Raw genomic sequence first — 15,490 nt, forward strand, 5'->3', positions numbered from 1 at the left:
GGCGGGCCGGGAACGGAGACGCCGGCCGTCGAGGAACGGGGCCGGCCGCGAACAGGAGGTCGCCAGTGCAGGGAGCGTGGACCCCGGACCAGGTCCGGGACGCCGAGCGCAGCGTGTTCACCCGCACCCCGGAGCCGGTGGTGATGCGCCGCGCCGCGTTCGCGGTGGCGGTGCACGGCGCCCGGCTGCTGGCGGAGACCGCGGGCGCGGTCGCGGGCGCGCACGTGGTGCTGCTGGTGGGAGCGGGCAACAACGGCGGCGACGCGCTGTGGGCCGGGGTGGAGTTCCGGCGCCGCGGCGCGGGCGTGACCGCGCTGCTGCTGTCCCCGGACAAGGCGCACCCGGCGGGTTCGGCGGCGCTGCGCCGCGCGGGCGGGAAGCTGGTGGACGCGGCCGGGCCGGGCGCGGACACCGCCGGGGTCGGTGCGGCCGCGGCGGGCGCGCTGGAGCGCGCGGACCTGGTGGTCGACGGGATCGTGGGGCTCTCGGCGCGGGGATGCCTGCGTCCGCTGGCCGCGGAGCTGGTGTCCCGGGTGGCGGCGCCGGTGGTGGCGGTGGACCTGCCGTCCGGCGTCGACCCGATCACCGGTGCGGTGGACGGGCCCGCGGTCGACGCGGACCTGACGGTCACGTTCGGCGGCCGCAAGCCGGGCCACCTGCTCGGCGCCGGCTCGGTGCGGTCCGGAGCGGTGGTGGTGGCGGGCATCGGCGTCGACGAGCACCTGCCGGAGCCGGACCTGGTGGTGCTGGACGCGGCGGACGTGGGCGCGGGCTGGCCCGTGCCGCGGCCGCAGGACGACAAGTACTCGCAGGGCGTGGTGGGCGTCGCGGCCGGTTCCGCGACCTACCCGGGCGCGGCGGTGCTGGCGACGGGTTCGGCGGTGCAGGCGACCTCGGGGATGGTGCGCTACGCGGGTTCGGCCGCGGACCTGGTGCGCTCGCACTGGCCGGAGGTGGTGGCCACCGGGTCGATCACCGATGCGGGCCGGGTGCAGGCGTGGGCGGTCGGCCCGGGCATCGGCACCGGCGCCAGCGGCCGCGAGGTGCTGCGGCGCGCGCTGGAGTCGGGCCGCCCGGTGTGCGCCGACGCCGACTCGATCACCCTGCTCGCGGAGGACCCGACGTTGTGGGACGCCCGGGACCCGGACGCGGCGCTGGTGCTGACGCCGCACGCAGGCGAGTTCCAGCGGCTCGCGGGCGAGGTCGGCCCGGACCGGGTCGCCGCGGCGCGGGAGGTGGCGCGGCGCTTCGACGCGGTGCTGCTGCTGAAGGGGAACACGACGGTGGTGGCCGCCCCGGACGGCCGGGTGCTGGTGAACCCGTCGGTGCACGCGTGGCCCGCGACCGCCGGATCGGGTGATGTGCTGACCGGGTTGATCGGCGCGCTGCTCGCGACGGGCGTCGACCCGTGGCTGGCCTGCGGCTACGCGGCGCACGCGCACGCGCTGGCGGCCGAGCTCGCCGCGTTCGGGCCGGACGCCGGGGACGACCCGGTGGGCGCCCCGATCGGTGCGTCGGCGCTGCTCAGGGCGGTTCCGGCGGCGATCCGGGAGCTCCGCGCGAGCTGACCTCCCCGCGGCGCGGCCGGTGGTGATCTCCGGGCGGGGGTGGGTCACATGTGCGGGCCTTTCGCCGGTTTCCGTGTGCGACGATGTGCGCGCCATGACCGAACAGCCCGTGCACCGCGCCGACCTGCGCATTGACGTCGACGCGCTCCGCACCAACGTCGCCCTGCTGGCCGAGCGCGCTCGGCGTTCCGGTGCTCGCACGATGGTGGTGGTGAAGTCCGACGGCTACGGCCACGGCGCCGCGACGGTCGCGCGCGCCGCGCTGTCGGCGGGCGCCGCCGAACTGGGCGTGGCCGCGATCGGCGAGGCGCTGCGGCTGCGCGCGGACGGCATCACCGCGCCGCTGCTGTGCTGGCTGCACGTGCCGGGCGACGACTTCGAGGCGGCCGTCGCCGCGGACGTGCAGCTCGGGGCCTCCTCCGAGGCGGAGCTGCACGCGATCGCGGCGGCCGCGCAGGCGCGGTCGACGACCGCCCGGGTGCACCTCAAGATCGACACCGGGTTGAGCCGCAACGGCTGCCCGCCGGAGCTGTGGCCCGCGCTGGTGGAGCAGGCGGCGAAGGCGCAGGCCGCGGGCTCGGTCGAGGTCGTCGCCGTGTGGTCGCACCTGGCGTGCGCCGACGAGCTCGGGCACCCGTCGATCGACGCGCAGGCCGCCCGCTTCGACGCGGCCTACCGGCAGGCGCGCGCCGCCGGCCTCGACCCGATCCGGCACCTGGCGAACTCGGCGGCCGTGCTCACCCGGCCCGACCTGCACTTCGAGCTGGTCCGGCCCGGCATCGCCGCCTACGGGTTGGACCCGGTGCCGCAGGACGGCGACCACGGCCTGGTCCCGGCGATGACGTTCCGCTCCACCGTGGCGCTGACGAAGCGGGTCGCGGCGGGCGAGAGCGTGTCCTACGGGCACCGGTGGACCGCGGACCGCCCGTGCACGCTGGCGCTGGTCCCGGTCGGCTACGCCGACGGCGTGCCGCGCAGCCTCTCCGGCCGGATGGACGTGTGGCTGGCGGGCCGCCGCCGTCCCGTCGTGGGCCGGGTGTGCATGGACCAGCTGGTGGTGCGCTGCGATGACGACCCGGTCGCCGTGGGCGACGAGGTGGTGCTGTTCGGCGCCGGTGCGCTGGGCGAGCCGACCGCCGCGGAGTGGGCGGAGGCGCTCGGCACGATCCACTACGAGATCGTCACCGGCATGTACCGGCCGCGGGTGACGCGCACCGCGGTGGGGACGGAGGCGACATGAGACCGGTGTGGCAGGCGCTGGCCTGGACCAGCGGGGTGCTCGGGGCCGCGGTGACCGGTGCGGTCGTCGGCGTCGCCGCGCACAGCTCGCGCGTTGCCACCCAGCGCCAGGACGAGGACGACCCGCACGCCGAGGAGGGACTCGGCAAGCTGCGCCCGGACCGGCAGTCCACGGTCGCCGCCGACGACGGCGTCCCGCTGGCGGTGCAGGAGATCAAACCGGCCGACGGCGGGCACGCCGACCTGACGGTGGTGCTGGTGCACGGCTACGCGCTCGATTCGCGATGTTGGCACTTCCAGCGCCGCGACCTGCCGAAGATGACCGATCCGCGGGTGCGGGTGGTGCAGTACGACCAGCGCAGCCACGGCCGCTCCGGCCACTCGTCGCGGCGCGGCAGCACGATCGAGCAGCTCGGCAAGGACCTGGACGCGGTGGTGCGGGCGACCGCGCGGCGCGGGCCGGTGGTGCTGGTGGGGCACTCGATGGGCGGCATGGCGATCATGGCGCTGGCCGAGCAGCGGCCGAAGCTGTTCCGGGAACGGGTGTGCGCGGTGGCGTTCATGAGCACGTCGGCGGGCGAGATCGGCGCCTCCGGCCTGCCGAAGCCGTGGCTGTCCCGGCACAACCCGCTGACCCGCGGCCTGGGCGTGATCGCCGGGCTGCAACCGGAGCTGGTGGAGCGGGTGCGCCGCACCGGCGGGCAGCTGGCGTGGAGCATCGTGCGCGCGCTGTCGTTCGGCGACCGCGAGGTGAGCCCCTCGCTGGTGGACCTGATGAACAAGATGATCTCGGCGACGACGGTCGAGGTGGTCACGGACTTCCTGGAGACGCTCGGTTCGCACGACCGCAAGGCCGCGCTGGCCGGGCTGCGGCACACCGAGGTGCTGGTGCTCAGCGGTGATCTGGACCGGATGACGCCGTTCTCGCACTCCGAGGTGATCGCCGGGGAGCTGCCGGACGCCGAGCTGGTGCGGGTGCGCGGTGCCGGGCACATGGCGATGCTGGAGCAGGACGAGCTGGTGACCGCGCACCTGGAAGCGCTGATCAGGCGCGGTGCCCGCCGCGCCGCGGAGGGCGAGACGAAGGTGGGCGGCCGGTCATGAGCACCGTCGAGTTGGCGACCCCGGACGAAGCGCTGGAGTTCGGCAGGCGCCTCGGCGCCGGGCTGCGCGCGGGCGATCTGGTGGTCCTGGACGGCCCGCTGGGCGCGGGGAAGACCGTGCTGGCGAAGGGCATCGCCGCGGGCATGGGCGTGACGGGCCAGGTCACCTCGCCGACGTTCGTGATCGCGCGGGTGCACCACCCGGCCGCGGACGGGCCGCCGCTGGTGCACGTGGACGCCTACCGGCTGGGCGGCCTGGAGGACGTGGACGACCTGGATCTGGACACCGATCTCACCGATGCGGTGGTGGTCGTGGAGTGGGGCGCCGAGGTCGCGGACCGGCTCGCCGACGAGTTCCTGCTGATCCGGTTGCACCGCCGCGCCGACGACGTGCGGGAGGTCGAGCTGGAGGCGCACGGCGCGGACTGGGCGCACCGGTTGGACGCCGTCCGGAGCTGACCGGGCGAGGGATGCCCCTGCGGTTCACCGGCGGACCCGATCTTCCGCCGATCTCGCGGTAGGAAGAGTGCGCGCGGCGCGGTGCCGCGCGGGCGAGATCGGAGTCGGAATGCTGCGCAAGATCCTGGCCGGGGCCGCGCTGACCACCTGCCTGCTGTCCGTGGGCGCGCCCGCGATGGCGGCGGACGACTGGCGCTACGTCCGGTCCTCGAACGACCGCTCCGTCGTGGAGGCCGAGTGCAACGCGGGCCTGTCGTTCGGCGAGTGGAGCGAGTGCGACATCCGCGAGGACGACGGCTTCCACCTGTTCGTGCGCTGATCGGGCCGACCGGCGGGGTGAGGGGCCCGCCGGTAGCGGCGGCGTCGGACGGTGCGGAGGGATCGCTCGGTGGTCGAGCACGTGATGGGGTTGCCGGTGGCGGCTCTGCTGGTGGTGGCGGTGCTGGTGCTGGCGTCGGAGTCGGGATCGCCGCTGGGGGTGCTGCTGCCGGGTTCGCCGATGTTGCTGACGCTGGGCCTGCTGTCCCGGCAGGGCGTGGTGCCGCTGTGGGTGGCGGTGCCGGTGGCGGGTGCCGCGTCGGCGCTGGGCTGCCAGTGGGCGTTCCTGCGGGCGCGGCGGCTGCGGTTGCTGGACGAGGACGCGGACCTGCTGGAGCCGCCGGGCCGCTGGGAGCGCGGGTTGATCCAGCGCGCCGGTCCGGAGCGGGTGCGCCGGTCGTTGTCGCTGCTGGAGCGCCGCGCGGTCCCCGCGGTGGCGGGAGCGCACTTCGTGAGCGTGCTGCGCACGTTGATGCCGCGGCTGGCGGGTCGCGCGGGCGTCTCGTACCGCCGGTTCTGCGCGGCGAGCGTCCCGGCGTCGTTCGCGTGGGCCGCGGTGATCTGCACGGTGGGCCGGATCGCGGGGGAGGCCTACGGCCGGGTGTCGGCCGCGGTGGGGGTGGTGGGCGCGCCGCTGCTGGTGCTGGCCGGGCTGGTGGCGGGCGTGGTGCTGCTGGTGCGGCGGCGCCGGGCCGCGCGGGCGGCCCGATCAGGCGCCGTGTGAGGCGGTGCGCAGTTCGGCGGCGAGCTTCTCGGCGAGCCGCTGCATGAGCGGGACGAGCGTCTCGGTGGACATGCGGGTCATCCGGCCTTCGGGACCGCTGATGGAGATCGCGGCACCGGCGGGCGCGCTGGGCAGGGCGACCGCGTAGCAGCGCACGCCGACCTCCCGTTCCCCGTCGTCGACGGCGTAGCCCTGTTCGCGGATGCGGGCGAGCTCGTCCTGCATGGCGCTGACGCTGGTGATGGTGCGCTCGGTCTGCGCGCGCATCCCGGAGCGTTCCAGCAGCGTGGCGACGCTGTCGGCGGCGAGGTCGGCGAGCACGGCCTTGCCGACGGCGGTGGCGTGCGCGTCGACGCGGCGGCCGACTTCGGTGAACATGCGCATGGAGTGCTGCGAGGGCACCTGCGCGACGTAGACGACCTGGTCGCCGTCGAGGACCGCCAGGTTGGAGGTCTCGCCGGTGGCCTCGGTGAGTTCGGCGAGGTAAGGGCGCGCCCAGGACCCGAGCGACCGGCTGGCGGTGTCGCCGAGCCGGATCAGCCGTGGCCCGAGCGAGTACCGCCGGGACGGCTGCTGGCGGGCGTACCCGCTGCTCACGAGGGTCCGCATGATCCGGTGGATGGTGGGCAGCGGCAGCCCGGAGGTTTCGGCGAGTTCGGAGAGCGCGACTTCGCCGCCTGCGTCCGCCATCAGTTCCAGCAGGTCGAAGGCGCGCTCGATGGACTGCACACCTCCGCCTTGGTTGGCACGACGTGGCCCGGTCATCGCTGCGTCCCTTCGGGTCGGTCTGGTGATCGAGTCTAGTCGGCGGTGCCCGAGCTCATGTTGCCTCGGGCCACATGTGGAAACTAACATCCACGATGCAGAAAAGCACTGAAGCGTTCTGGCGCTGCCGAGCGGGCCCCGGCTCGGCGGCGAGCGCAGGTACCGAGAGAGGTGGGCTTCCATGTCCGACACGACCCCGACGACGAGCGTGCAGGTGCTCGGCGGCCCCGTGGAGCGCGGCGACGAGATCCTCACCGCCGAGGCACTCGACTTCGTCGCCGGTCTGCAGCGCAAGTTCGGCGCCCGCCGGGACGAGCTGCTGGCCCGCCGCGTGCAGCGCCGCGCCGAGGCCAAGCGCAACGGCAGGCTCGACTTCCTGCCGGAGACCGCGGAGGTCCGCGAGTCCGACTGGCAGGTCGCCGCGCCGCCGGCCGACATCGCCGACCGCCGCGTGGAGATCACCGGCCCCACCGACCGCAAGATGTCGGTGAACGCGCTCAACTCCGGTGCCCGCATCTGGCTGGCCGACCTGGAGGACGCGAACACGCCGCACTGGTCGAACGTGGTCAGCGGCCAGGTCAACCTCTACGACGTGGTCCGCAAGCAGGTGGAGCTGACCACCCCGGAGGGCAAGCAGTACAAGCTGCGCGACGACGTGCAGCACGCGGTGCCGCTGGTGCGCCCGCGCGGCTGGCACTTCGACGACAAGCACGTGCTCGTCGACGGCGAGCCGATCGTCGGTGCGCTGCTGGACTTCGGGCTGTACTTCTTCCACAACGCCCAGGAGCTGGTGAACCGGGGCAGCGGGCCGTACTTCTACCTGCCGAAGATGGAGAGCCACCTCGAAGCGCGGCTGTGGAACGACGTGTTCACCCACGCCCAGCAGGAGCTCGGCATCCCGCACGGCACGATCCGCGGCACGGTGCTCATCGAGACGTTCCCGGCCGCGTTCGAGATGGAGGAGATCCTCTACGAGCTGCGGGACCACTCGGCCGGGCTGAACGCGGGCCGCTGGGACTACCTGTTCAGCGTGATCAAGACCTTCCGCGACTCCGACCAGTACGTGCTGCCGGACCGCAACACGGTCGGCATGACGGCGCCGTTCATGCGCGCTTACACCGAGCTGCTGGTGCGCACCTGCCACAAGCGGGGCGCGTTCGCTATCGGCGGCATGGCCGCGTTCATCCCGAACAAGAAGGACCCGGAAGCCAACGACAAGGCGATGCAGAAGGTCCACGACGACAAGAACCGCGAGGCCGGGGACGGCTTCGACGGTTCCTGGGTGGCGCACCCGGGCCTGGTGGAGATCTGCTTCGAGGAGTTCGACGCGGTCCTCGGCGACAAGCCGAACCAGATCGACCGCAAGCGCGCCGACGTGTCGATCACCGCGGACGACCTGCTCGCGGTGAACAAGACGCCCGGCGACAAGACCATCGACGGCCTGCGCGCGGCCGTGGACGTCGGCGTCCGCTACATCGTGTCCTGGCTGGGCGGCAACGGTGCGGCGGCCATCCACAACCTGATGGAGGACGCCGCGACCGCCGAGATCTCCCGCTCGCAGATCTGGCAGTGGCTGCACAACGACGTGGTCCTCGCCGGTGGCGAGCAGGTGACGGTGGAGCTGGTGCGCCAGGTCCTCGCCGACACCGAGCAGGCGCTGCGCGCCGAGGCCGGGTTCCCGACCGAGAACCTCGCCGCCGCGGTGGAGCTGTTCGAGCAGGTCGCGGTCGCCGACGAGTTCGTCGACTTCCTGACCCTGCCCGCGTACGAGCGGATCTGATCCACTGGTCCTGATCCACTGGAAGGAGGGGGCGGTCGTCGGCCGTCCCCTCCGCCGTTCCCGGAGGTGCGCGTGAGGACTTCGCTGGACGCCGAGCAGGTTCGGCGGCGGTTGGACCGGTTGTCGGCGGTCGACGAGGACATGGCGCGGCGCTACCCGGGAGCCGGGTCGGCGCGGCAACCGGTGCACACCTGCTACGTGCCCGCGTCCGCGGTGGACGCGCAGGTGCTGCGGTCGTGGGCCGGCACCGCGCTGGACGCGTTCGACGAGCACCTGCCGGATCCGGCCGCGCTCGGCGCCCTGCTGGGACTGGCCGATCCCGTGGCGGCCGCGGTGCATCCGCGGGTGCGGGAGAAGCTGGCCGGGGCGCCGGTGGAGGACCTGCGGATCGACTTCGAGGACGGCTACGGCTCGCCCGGCGACGAGGCCGAGGACGCCGACGCCGAACGCGCCGCCGGGATCGTCGCCGGCTGGCTGCGGGACGGGGAGCAGCCGCTGAACTTCGGGCTGCGCGTGAAGTCCTTCGACGACCCCGAACTGCGGGCCCGCTCGGTGCGCACGCTGGACGTGTTCCTCACCGCGCTGCTGCAGCGATGGGGGAGCCTGCCCGCCGGATTCGTGCTCACCTTCCCGAAGGTCGTGGACGTCGCGCAGGTCGAGGTGCTGGTGGAGCTGCTGGAACTGTTCGAGCAGCAGCTCGGGCTGGCCTCCGGGTCGTTGCGGTTCGAGATCCAGGTCGAGACCACCCAGTCCATCGTGGACGGTTCGGGGCGGCTGGCGCTGCCGAGGTTCGTCGAGGCCGGGCGGCGGCGCGTCAGCGGGTTGCACTTCGGCACCTACGACTACACCGCGAGCTGCGGGCTCACCGCCGCGCACCAGCACCTCGCGCACCGCTCCTGCGACTTCGCCCGGCACGTGATGCAGGTGTCCGCGGCCGGGACCGGGATCTTCCTGTCCGACGGGTCCACCAACGTGCTGCCCGTGGGCGACCAGGTGCACCACGGCTGGCGCAACCACTACGAGCTGGTGCGGCGCTCGCTCGCGCACGGCTTCTACCAGGGCTGGGACCTGCATCCGGCGCAGCTGGTGAGCCGGTACGCGGCCGTGTTCGCCGCGTTCCGGGAGAGCGCGCCCGCCCAGGCCGAGCGGCTGGCCGCCTACGTCGGCTCCGGGAGCGGTGCGGTCCTCGACGAGCCCGCCACCGCCCGCGCCCTGGCGTCCGCGTTCGTGCGCGCCCTCGACGGCGGAGCGATCGACGCGGCGGAGGCGCGCGAGCTGACCACGGTCGACGAGACCCGGCTGCGCACCCTAGCCCGCCTCTGACCCCCACTTTTTCCGAGTGAACGGACCGTTCGTCCCATCTAGTTGGTCGAACGGTCCGTTCACTCGGGTCGGTCGTCGCGGGTGAACGGGCCGTTCGCGCCGTCGAGCCGGACGAGCGGTTCGTTGACTCGGGCTGTTCGTTCGGGGTGAACGGACCGTTCGCCCGGTCTAATTGGTCGAACGGTCCGTTCACTCCGGTCGGGTCGCTGCCGCCCCCGGACGGTTCGAGTCGGCCCGGCTTTCGTCGGGTGAGCGGGGCGTCGGGTGGGGGCTTTTTTGGCGAACGGCCGATCGCTATTTTGGCCGCGGCGGCACCATCGCCGGGTGAACGGACCGTTCGGCTCGCGGCAGTTCCCGGACGGTTCGAGCTGGTTCGGGTCTCCTCGGGTGGACAGGGCGTCGGCCGGTCCCTGTTGAGCGAACGGGCGTTCGTTATTTCCGCGGCGGCACCATCGCCGGGTGATCGTCCCGTTCGGTCGGCCGGACGGTCCGTTCGCTCGGGGGCGGCGGCTAGGGTCGGTGGGGAGTCCAGATCGGCCTGGGGAGGCGGCATGTCCGGCAGTGACGAGCTCGTGACGACGGAGGACGCGGTCGCCGCGCTCACGACCGAACTCCGCGAAGGCCAGATGTTCGGCCCGGCGGTGCAGCAGGGTGGCACGACGCTGCTGCCGGTCGTGCAGGTGCGTCGGGGCGGCGGGGTGAGCGGCCGCCGCAAGAACCGCTCGGGTGGGGGCGGCACGATCGCGAAGCCGGTGGGGGCGTGGGCGGTGACCTCGGACGGCGCCGTCTGGCATCCGGCGGTGGACGTGAACCGCATCGTGCTCGGCGGCCAGGTGGCGTTGACCGCGGTCGCCGTGGCGCTGGCGGTGGCCTTCCGCCGCAAGCGCTGACCGCCCGGAACGGAACCCCGACCCGAAATCCCCGGCACAGCCCGGAATCCCGCCCGGCCGCGGCCCGCGACCGCCGTGGCCGGCGAGCTCAGTGCAGCACGGTGAGCAGTCCTTCGACCCCGCGCTGGAACGCGGCGCCGACGTTCTCCGCGCCGTCGATGTGGGCGCCGGTCATCGCGCCGTCGCGCATCATCACGAAGTGCCGCGCGGCGTGCTCCGGTTTCCCGCGGCGCGGTGAGTCCCCGAAGACCTGCGCGAACAGTGCGGTGAGCTCGTCGACGTACCAGGCGCGGTGGTCGAGCACGACCTGGCGCACCGGGTTGCCGGGTTCGGGGTATTCGTTGGCGGCGTTGAGGAACGCGCAGCCGCGGAATTCGGGCCTGCCGAGGTCCGCGGCGACTCCGTCTCCGATCGCGCGCACCGCGTCGGCGGGGCTCGGCGCGTCGTCGACGGCGGTGCGCACTCCGGCGCGGATGTGCGCGTCGACGTCGCGGAGGTAGGCGAGCACGAGCGCTTCCTTGGAGGGGAAGTGCCGGTAGAACGTGGCTCGCGTGGTCGGCGCTTCGGCGAGGATGCGTTCGACGCCGACGGCCCGGATGCCTTCGCCGTAGAAGAGCGCGCTCGCGGTGTCGAGCAGCCGGTCGCGGGCTTCGGACCGGCCGCGCGGGTTCGGGTCCTCGGTTCGCGTCGTCGCCATGCGGCCACCGTAGCAGAAAGAACGATCGTTCTTGCTTTCTGCGGCGCGGTCTGCCACGCTTCCCCCATCGGGAGAGAGAACGGTCTTTCTCCCTTGGCTCGACGCCGAGCCGCCTCGATGAAGGGACCCCGCCATGACCACCGCCACCGCCCCCGCCGCCCCGACCGGTGTCGCGGCGACGCTGCGCCGCCTCTACTTCGTGCGCTTCGGCTTCGCCCTGGTCTGGGCGGTCCTGGTGTTCCTCACCGCGTCCAGCCTCGGCCCGCTGACGGCGGTGCTGCTGGTGCTGTACCCGGTCTTCGACGTGGCGGCGGCGATCGTCGACGCCCGCTCGTCCCGGGGTTCCGCGGCGGGGCTCTACGTGAACATCGCGATCAGCACGCTGGCCGCGGCCGGCCTGATCTTCGCGCTCACCTCGGGCATTCCGGCGGTGCTGCGGGTGTGGGGTGCGTGGGCGGTCGTGGCCGGTGCGGTGCAGCTCGGGGTGGCCGTGCGGCGGCTCCGCCTGGGCGGGCAGTGGGCGATGATCGCCAGCGGTGGCATCTCGGTGCTGGCCGGTGCCTCGTTCTTCATGATGGCGGGGAAGCCGGACGCGTCGCTGGCGAACGTCGCCGGGTACGCGCTGCTCGGCGGGATCTTCTTCCTGGTCTCGGCGGTGCGCCTCGGCTCCGCGCCGCGTTCCTGAGTCGGCGAATCCCGCCAGGTCAGCGGCCCGTTCGCCGCACGAGCTCGGGGCTCGGTTCCGCGCCGTGTTCCCGGGATCAGGTGAGCGGCCCGTTCGTCCGACGGACTCGGGCGGGTGGGCCGCTCACCTCGACGTGTGCGTGCTCAGGCCGCCGGGTCGATGCCGGACCAGGTGATGAGGCGGTCCGCGACCTCGGTGACGGTGGGCCGGGCGCCGGGGTCGGGCGCGAGGCAGGCGTCGACGGTGCGGGACAGCCGCGCGGGCAGCCGCCGCCGGGTGCGCAGCGGTGGCGGGGCGGACGTGAGCTGCGGGTAGTGGCGCACCCCGTCCGCGCCGCGCCGGTGCGGGTGCTCCGCCCACGGCGGGGCGCCGGACAGCGTCTCCCACAACGTGATCCCGAGCCCCCACACGTCGGTGGCCGCGGTCATCTCGCCGCCGCGCGCCTGCTCCGGCGACAGGTAGTCGAAGGTCCCGGCGGAACTCCGCTCCCCGACGCGGCAGGCGAGGCTCAGGTCCAGCAGCACCGCCCGCCCGCCGGTGGAGATCACGTTGGAGGGCTTCACATCCAAGTGTGCCCACCCCTGCCGGTGCAGGTAGCCGAGCGCGGAGCACAGCTGCACGCCGAGGATCGCCGCGTCCACCGGCCGCAGCCGTTCGTGCTGGTCCAGCAGGTAGCTCAGCGTCGCGCCGGGCAGCGTCTCGGTGATCACCACGGGCCGCTCGGGTTCGCCGCTGAGCAGCGTTCCGTAGCCGCGCACCAGGTTCGGGTGGGTGAGCGACCCGAGCAGCTCGCCTTCGCCGCGCAGCCGTTCCGCCGCCGTGGAGTCCGCGGCGCGTTCGGGCCGCAACGTCTTGCCGATGCAGCGGCAGTCGCGTTCCTCGCTCCACAGGTCGTAGACGTCGAGGCGGTTTCCCCGCCGCAGCAACGAGATCACGCGATACCCGGGGGCCAGGTGCTCGCCCGGTCCGAGGGCGGGCCCGGGCGGGCCCCAGTCACCTTCGTCGTAGTACGAGCTGGCTTCGTCCGGGGCCGGTGCAGCGCTCAACTGCGGCTGCGGTGGCGTCGACGGCCCGAGCCGCTGCGGCTGGAGCTGTCGCGGCGACGGCGGCGGTGATCGCTGCTGGAGCCGCTGTGCCCGCGGTGGTGGCGGTGGCGGTCGCTGCTGTCGCGGGAGGAGCGGTGGCTGTGCTTGGCGGGGGACAGCGAGTTGAACAGCTTGCCCAAGTCCATTGTGGACCTCCTGGTGGCGGCCGGTGCCGATCCCGGTCGGCGAGATCATCTCCTGCCAGCGTACGCGAAGAACGGGCATACCGGACGGGGTCGAAACGTGCTCGCCGCGGGTGAACGGACCGTTCGTCCCGTCTAGTTGGTCGAACGGTCCGTTCACTCGTGCTGGGCGGGGAGTGAACGGACCGGTTGCCTCATCTCGTTGGGCGAACGGTCCGTTCACTCCGGTCGCGGGCGGCGGTGCGTCAGCGTCCGCCGGTGGTGGAGCGTCCCCGGATCCCGGCCAGGAGGTACGTGGTGCGGCGGTCGTAGTCCTCCCGGGGTGGCCGCGGGCCGTGCTTGAGGACGAGGGCGTTGTCGTGGACGAGCGCGTGCAGGTCGCTCGCCGTGAACTCCGGCCGCAGCACGCCGGAGGTGCGGGCCGCCGCGACGATTTCCTCGTTGGCCTCGCTTCCGGCGCGGCAGATCTCCACGAGCTGCGGCGAGTCCGGGTAGGTCTGCAGCAGGACGTCGTTGACGGCGGGCTGGCGGTACTGGAGGTCGCGGATCGCGGTGAGGTAGTGCTCGATCCGCTCGCCGGCGTCGTCGATGGCCCGCGCGCGGTCGATGACGGCGCACAGCTCGTTCGTCACGACCTCTTCGATGACGGCTTCGATGAGGCCGATCCGCCCGCCGAACCGGTTGAAGATCGTCGCCTTGCTCACCCCCGCCGCCTTGGCGACCTCTTCCAGCGGCACGGCCAGGCCCTGGCCCTGGAAGGCACCGATCGCAGCGGAGCGGATCTGTTCGGAATTGCGCCGGGCGTCGGCGCGCAGCTGGGGTTCCGGAGGTACCGCGCCGGGCATCGTCGCCTCTTCCTGTCGTGCGCCGCCATAACTTGACTCTTTGGGTCAGCTTACTTACGGTCAGGGCCGAAGGCTAGATTGACCCCTCGGGTCAACTTGTGCGGGGCGTCGGTCACCTGGGCGGATGTCCGGAAAGGTCGAGCAGATGATCGTTGTCACCGGCGCCACCGGTGAGCTGGGCGCTGCCATCGTCGAGCACCTCCTGGAGCGCGTGCCCGCCGAGCGGATCGGCGTCAGCGTCCGCGACGTCACCCGGGCGCAGCACTTCGCCGACCGCGGCGTGCGGGTGCGCCGGGGCTCCTACGAGGACCCGGTCGCGCTGCGCGACTCGTTCGCCGGTGCCGAGCAGGTCCTCCTGGTGTCCGGCAACGATCCGGCCGCCGACGTCGTCGGCCTGCACCGCGGTGCCGTCGAAGCCGCGGTCGCGGCCGGTGCCCGGCGGATCGTCTACACGAGCCAGCACGGCGCCGTCCCCGGCAACCCGTACCGGCCCTCGGGCATCCACGTCGCCACCGAGGCGTTCCTCGCCGACTCCGGAGTCGACTGGACCGCGCTGCGCAACGGCGCCTACGGCCCGCTCGACCAGGTCCTGGGCCCGTGGCAGCTGACCGGCGCGATCGCTCGGCCGGACGACGGACCCGTCCCGTACACCGACCGCGACGAGGTGGCCGAGGCCACCGCCGTCCTCCTCGCCGGTGACCGCACCCTCGACGGCCCTGCCACCCTCGCCGCGCCGACCGCCGTCACCTTCGACGATCTCGGCCGGATCGCCTCTGACCTCACCGGTCGTGCCATCGGACGGATCGTCGTGGATGACGAGCAGTGGGTCGCCGACCAGATCGCGAGCGGTGTGCCGGAGCAGGTGGCTCGACTCCTGCTCACCTTCTACCAGGCTGCGCGGGCGGGGTACTTCGCCGAACCGGGCTCGCTGCTGGCGGAACTCCTCGGCCGCGAACCCCGCACCGTCGCGGACCGGCTCGCCGCGGACCTCGGCGCCTGAAGTCGAGCTGCCACTCCGGTTCTCGTTCCGCTGGATGAACGGTCCGCTCACTCTGCCCACGGGATACGCAGGTCCGGGTGAACGGACCGTTCGTCCGGTCTGGTTGGACGAAGGGTCCGTTCACCCGGCGGGTTCGGGGTGAACGGACCGTTTGCCTGATCTGGCTGGTCGAACGGTCCGTTCACTCGACGAGAACCTGGGTGAACGGGCCGTTCGTCCGGTCTGGTTGGTCGAACGGTCCGTTCACTCGACGAGAACCTGGGTGAACGGGCCGTTCGTCCGGTCTGGTTGGTCGAACGGTCCGTTGACTCGGCGGGTTCGGGGTGAACGGACCGTTCGCCTCGTCTGGCTGGACGAACGGTCCGTTCACTCCGGGGTGGTGGCCGGGCGCTGGTCGGAGGGGGTGCGCCCGGCCACCGGCCGGTCGGGGCGGTGTCGGGGAGGTCCCGCCGCGGACCGGGTCAGGGGCTCAGAAGTCCCAGGTGAGCAGGAGGTAGTCGTGCTCCGCGGCGAACTCGGCGCACTGCGGGCAGCGCGCCGTGATGTCGGCGGAGCGCGGCCGGCGCGGCGGTGGCGTGTCGAACGGGACGCGGATCCGGGTGCCGCACAACGTCGCCGCCCGCGCCCCGCCGGGTAGCGCGCCCGGCCGGGACGGGGTGGCGTGCCGCAGGTGCAGCGCCAGGCCGACGATCCAGAACGCCACCGGCCTGCTGCACCGGTACGGGTGGGGCAACGCCACGACCGTCCTCCTTTCGGTTCGATCACCGGGCGAACCGCTGACGAATCGAAAGGTAGATCGCTACCTTCTGGCCCAGCGAATGTGTGACGCCGCAGTTCAGCGGATTGTCGCGCTGCAAATCCGGTCA

17 protein-coding genes are annotated in these 15,490 nt (G+C 73.2%); 11 read left to right on the plus strand and 6 right to left on the minus strand.

Translation table 11 applies throughout. The annotated features are described in order from the left end of the window. Positions 1 to 65: 65 nt before the first annotated feature. The 6 genes from ABZ805_RS04330 to ABZ805_RS04355 all read left to right on the plus strand — a co-directional run bounded on the left by ABZ805_RS04330 (position 66) and on the right by ABZ805_RS04355 (position 5,411). Positions 66 to 1,568, plus strand: a complete 1,503-nt coding sequence (locus ABZ805_RS04330; RefSeq protein WP_358434131.1) for an NAD(P)H-hydrate dehydratase — start codon at positions 66 to 68, stop codon at positions 1,566 to 1,568. Between the two features lie 94 nt (positions 1,569 to 1,662). Next, on the plus strand, positions 1,663 to 2,808 hold the full coding sequence (gene alr, locus ABZ805_RS04335; protein ID WP_358434134.1) for an alanine racemase: 1,146 nt from the start codon (positions 1,663 to 1,665) through the stop codon (positions 2,806 to 2,808). Then, positions 2,805 to 3,911 carry an alpha/beta hydrolase gene (locus ABZ805_RS04340; protein ID WP_358434137.1) on the plus strand — a complete coding sequence of 369 codons (1,107 nt, stop codon included), beginning with the start codon at positions 2,805 to 2,807 and terminating at the stop codon, positions 3,909 to 3,911. The genes alr and ABZ805_RS04340 overlap by 4 nt, the downstream gene beginning before the upstream one ends. Continuing rightward, positions 3,908 to 4,369, plus strand: a complete 462-nt coding sequence (gene tsaE, locus ABZ805_RS04345; protein ID WP_358434140.1) for a tRNA (adenosine(37)-N6)-threonylcarbamoyltransferase complex ATPase subunit type 1 TsaE — start codon at positions 3,908 to 3,910, stop codon at positions 4,367 to 4,369. Before ABZ805_RS04340 ends, tsaE begins: the two co-directional genes overlap by 4 nt. A gap of 109 nt (positions 4,370 to 4,478) precedes the next feature. Continuing rightward, positions 4,479 to 4,688 (plus strand): hypothetical protein, encoded by a 210-nt coding sequence (locus ABZ805_RS04350; protein WP_358434143.1) that lies wholly within the window; start codon positions 4,479 to 4,481, stop codon positions 4,686 to 4,688. A 69-nt stretch (positions 4,689 to 4,757) separates the two neighbouring features. Continuing rightward, positions 4,758 to 5,411 (plus strand): VTT domain-containing protein, encoded by a 654-nt coding sequence (locus ABZ805_RS04355; protein ID WP_358434145.1) that lies wholly within the window; start codon positions 4,758 to 4,760, stop codon positions 5,409 to 5,411. Here the strand turns inward: ABZ805_RS04355 and ABZ805_RS04360 are convergent. Then, positions 5,397 to 6,176: an IclR family transcriptional regulator gene (locus tag ABZ805_RS04360; RefSeq protein ID WP_358434148.1), complete on the minus strand. Its 780-nt coding sequence runs from the start codon at positions 6,174 to 6,176 to the stop codon at positions 5,397 to 5,399. The two genes, ABZ805_RS04355 and ABZ805_RS04360, sit on opposite strands and share 15 nt — an antisense overlap. Before the next feature lie 181 nt (positions 6,177 to 6,357). Here ABZ805_RS04360 and aceB point away from each other — a divergent pair, with 181 nt between their 5' ends. The 3 genes from aceB (at position 6,358) to ABZ805_RS04375 (ending at position 10,169) form a co-directional block, all read left to right on the plus strand. Then, entirely contained in the window at positions 6,358 to 7,956 is a 1,599-nt protein-coding gene (gene aceB, locus ABZ805_RS04365; RefSeq protein ID WP_358434151.1) for a malate synthase A, read from the plus strand. 72 nt (positions 7,957 to 8,028) lie between these two features. After that, on the plus strand, positions 8,029 to 9,279 hold the full coding sequence (locus tag ABZ805_RS04370) for an aldolase (protein WP_358434154.1): 1,251 nt from the start codon (positions 8,029 to 8,031) through the stop codon (positions 9,277 to 9,279). Positions 9,280 to 9,830: 551 nt separating this feature from the next. Then, positions 9,831 to 10,169 carry a hypothetical protein gene (locus ABZ805_RS04375; protein WP_358434157.1) on the plus strand — a complete coding sequence of 113 codons (339 nt, stop codon included), beginning with the start codon at positions 9,831 to 9,833 and terminating at the stop codon, positions 10,167 to 10,169. Positions 10,170 to 10,257: 88 nt separating this feature from the next. On the opposite strand, the gene ABZ805_RS04380 is transcribed toward ABZ805_RS04375, so the two are convergent. Next, positions 10,258 to 10,866 (minus strand): helix-turn-helix domain-containing protein, encoded by a 609-nt coding sequence (locus ABZ805_RS04380; protein WP_358434160.1) that lies wholly within the window; start codon positions 10,864 to 10,866, stop codon positions 10,258 to 10,260. A 133-nt stretch (positions 10,867 to 10,999) separates the two neighbouring features. Between ABZ805_RS04380 and ABZ805_RS04385 the strand changes: the two genes are divergently transcribed. After that, positions 11,000 to 11,551 (plus strand): hypothetical protein, encoded by a 552-nt coding sequence (locus tag ABZ805_RS04385; RefSeq protein WP_358434162.1) that lies wholly within the window; start codon positions 11,000 to 11,002, stop codon positions 11,549 to 11,551. Between the two features lie 143 nt (positions 11,552 to 11,694). On the opposite strand, the gene ABZ805_RS04390 is transcribed toward ABZ805_RS04385, so the two are convergent. The 3 genes from ABZ805_RS04390 to ABZ805_RS04400 all read right to left on the minus strand — a co-directional run bounded on the left by ABZ805_RS04390 (position 11,695) and on the right by ABZ805_RS04400 (position 13,624). Then, positions 11,695 to 12,597: a serine/threonine-protein kinase gene (locus ABZ805_RS04390; RefSeq protein WP_358434165.1), complete on the minus strand. Its 903-nt coding sequence runs from the start codon at positions 12,595 to 12,597 to the stop codon at positions 11,695 to 11,697. Continuing rightward, positions 12,594 to 12,782 (minus strand): hypothetical protein, encoded by a 189-nt coding sequence (locus ABZ805_RS04395; protein ID WP_224963052.1) that lies wholly within the window; start codon positions 12,780 to 12,782, stop codon positions 12,594 to 12,596. The genes ABZ805_RS04390 and ABZ805_RS04395 overlap by 4 nt, the downstream gene beginning before the upstream one ends. Before the next feature lie 242 nt (positions 12,783 to 13,024). Continuing rightward, complete coding sequence (locus tag ABZ805_RS04400; protein ID WP_358434169.1) at positions 13,025 to 13,624, minus strand: TetR/AcrR family transcriptional regulator; 600 nt, start codon at positions 13,622 to 13,624, stop codon at positions 13,025 to 13,027. A 124-nt stretch (positions 13,625 to 13,748) separates the two neighbouring features. Between ABZ805_RS04400 and ABZ805_RS04405 the strand changes: the two genes are divergently transcribed. Further along, entirely contained in the window at positions 13,749 to 14,624 is an 876-nt protein-coding gene (locus tag ABZ805_RS04405; protein WP_358434171.1) for an NAD(P)H-binding protein, read from the plus strand. A 469-nt stretch (positions 14,625 to 15,093) separates the two neighbouring features. Here ABZ805_RS04405 and ABZ805_RS04410 read toward each other — a convergent pair whose 3' ends face one another. Beyond that, positions 15,094 to 15,363, minus strand: a complete 270-nt coding sequence (locus ABZ805_RS04410) for a hypothetical protein (protein WP_358434174.1) — start codon at positions 15,361 to 15,363, stop codon at positions 15,094 to 15,096. Between the last annotated feature and the right edge of the window lie 127 nt (positions 15,364 to 15,490).

The organism is Saccharopolyspora sp. NPDC047091, from assembly GCF_040643635.1.
Taxonomy (GTDB): Bacteria; Actinomycetota; Actinomycetes; order Mycobacteriales; family Pseudonocardiaceae; genus Saccharopolyspora_C.

Excerpts from the sequence above, each read along its gene's own strand:
- tsaE (WP_358434140.1), top strand. The coding sequence starts at position 3,908 with ATGAGCACCGTCGAGTTGGCGACCCCGGACGAAGCGCTGGAGTTCGGC.
- ABZ805_RS04385 (WP_358434162.1), top strand. The coding sequence starts at position 11,000 with ATGACCACCGCCACCGCCCCCGCCGCCCCGACCGGTGTCGCGGCGACG.
- ABZ805_RS04360 (WP_358434148.1), bottom strand. The coding sequence starts at position 6,176 with ATGACCGGGCCACGTCGTGCCAACCAAGGCGGAGGTGTGCAGTCCATC.
- ABZ805_RS04380 (WP_358434160.1), bottom strand. The coding sequence starts at position 10,866 with ATGGCGACGACGCGAACCGAGGACCCGAACCCGCGCGGCCGGTCCGAA.
- ABZ805_RS04400 (WP_358434169.1), bottom strand. The coding sequence starts at position 13,624 with ATGCCCGGCGCGGTACCTCCGGAACCCCAGCTGCGCGCCGACGCCCGG.
- ABZ805_RS04405 (WP_358434171.1), top strand. The coding sequence starts at position 13,749 with ATGTCCGGAAAGGTCGAGCAGATGATCGTTGTCACCGGCGCCACCGGT.
- ABZ805_RS04375 (WP_358434157.1), top strand. The coding sequence starts at position 9,831 with ATGTCCGGCAGTGACGAGCTCGTGACGACGGAGGACGCGGTCGCCGCG.
- alr (WP_358434134.1), top strand. The coding sequence starts at position 1,663 with ATGACCGAACAGCCCGTGCACCGCGCCGACCTGCGCATTGACGTCGAC.
- ABZ805_RS04350 (WP_358434143.1), top strand. The coding sequence starts at position 4,479 with ATGCTGCGCAAGATCCTGGCCGGGGCCGCGCTGACCACCTGCCTGCTG.
- ABZ805_RS04395 (WP_224963052.1), bottom strand. The coding sequence starts at position 12,782 with ATGGACTTGGGCAAGCTGTTCAACTCGCTGTCCCCCGCCAAGCACAGC.
- aceB (WP_358434151.1), top strand. The coding sequence starts at position 6,358 with ATGTCCGACACGACCCCGACGACGAGCGTGCAGGTGCTCGGCGGCCCC.
- ABZ805_RS04340 (WP_358434137.1), top strand. The coding sequence starts at position 2,805 with ATGAGACCGGTGTGGCAGGCGCTGGCCTGGACCAGCGGGGTGCTCGGG.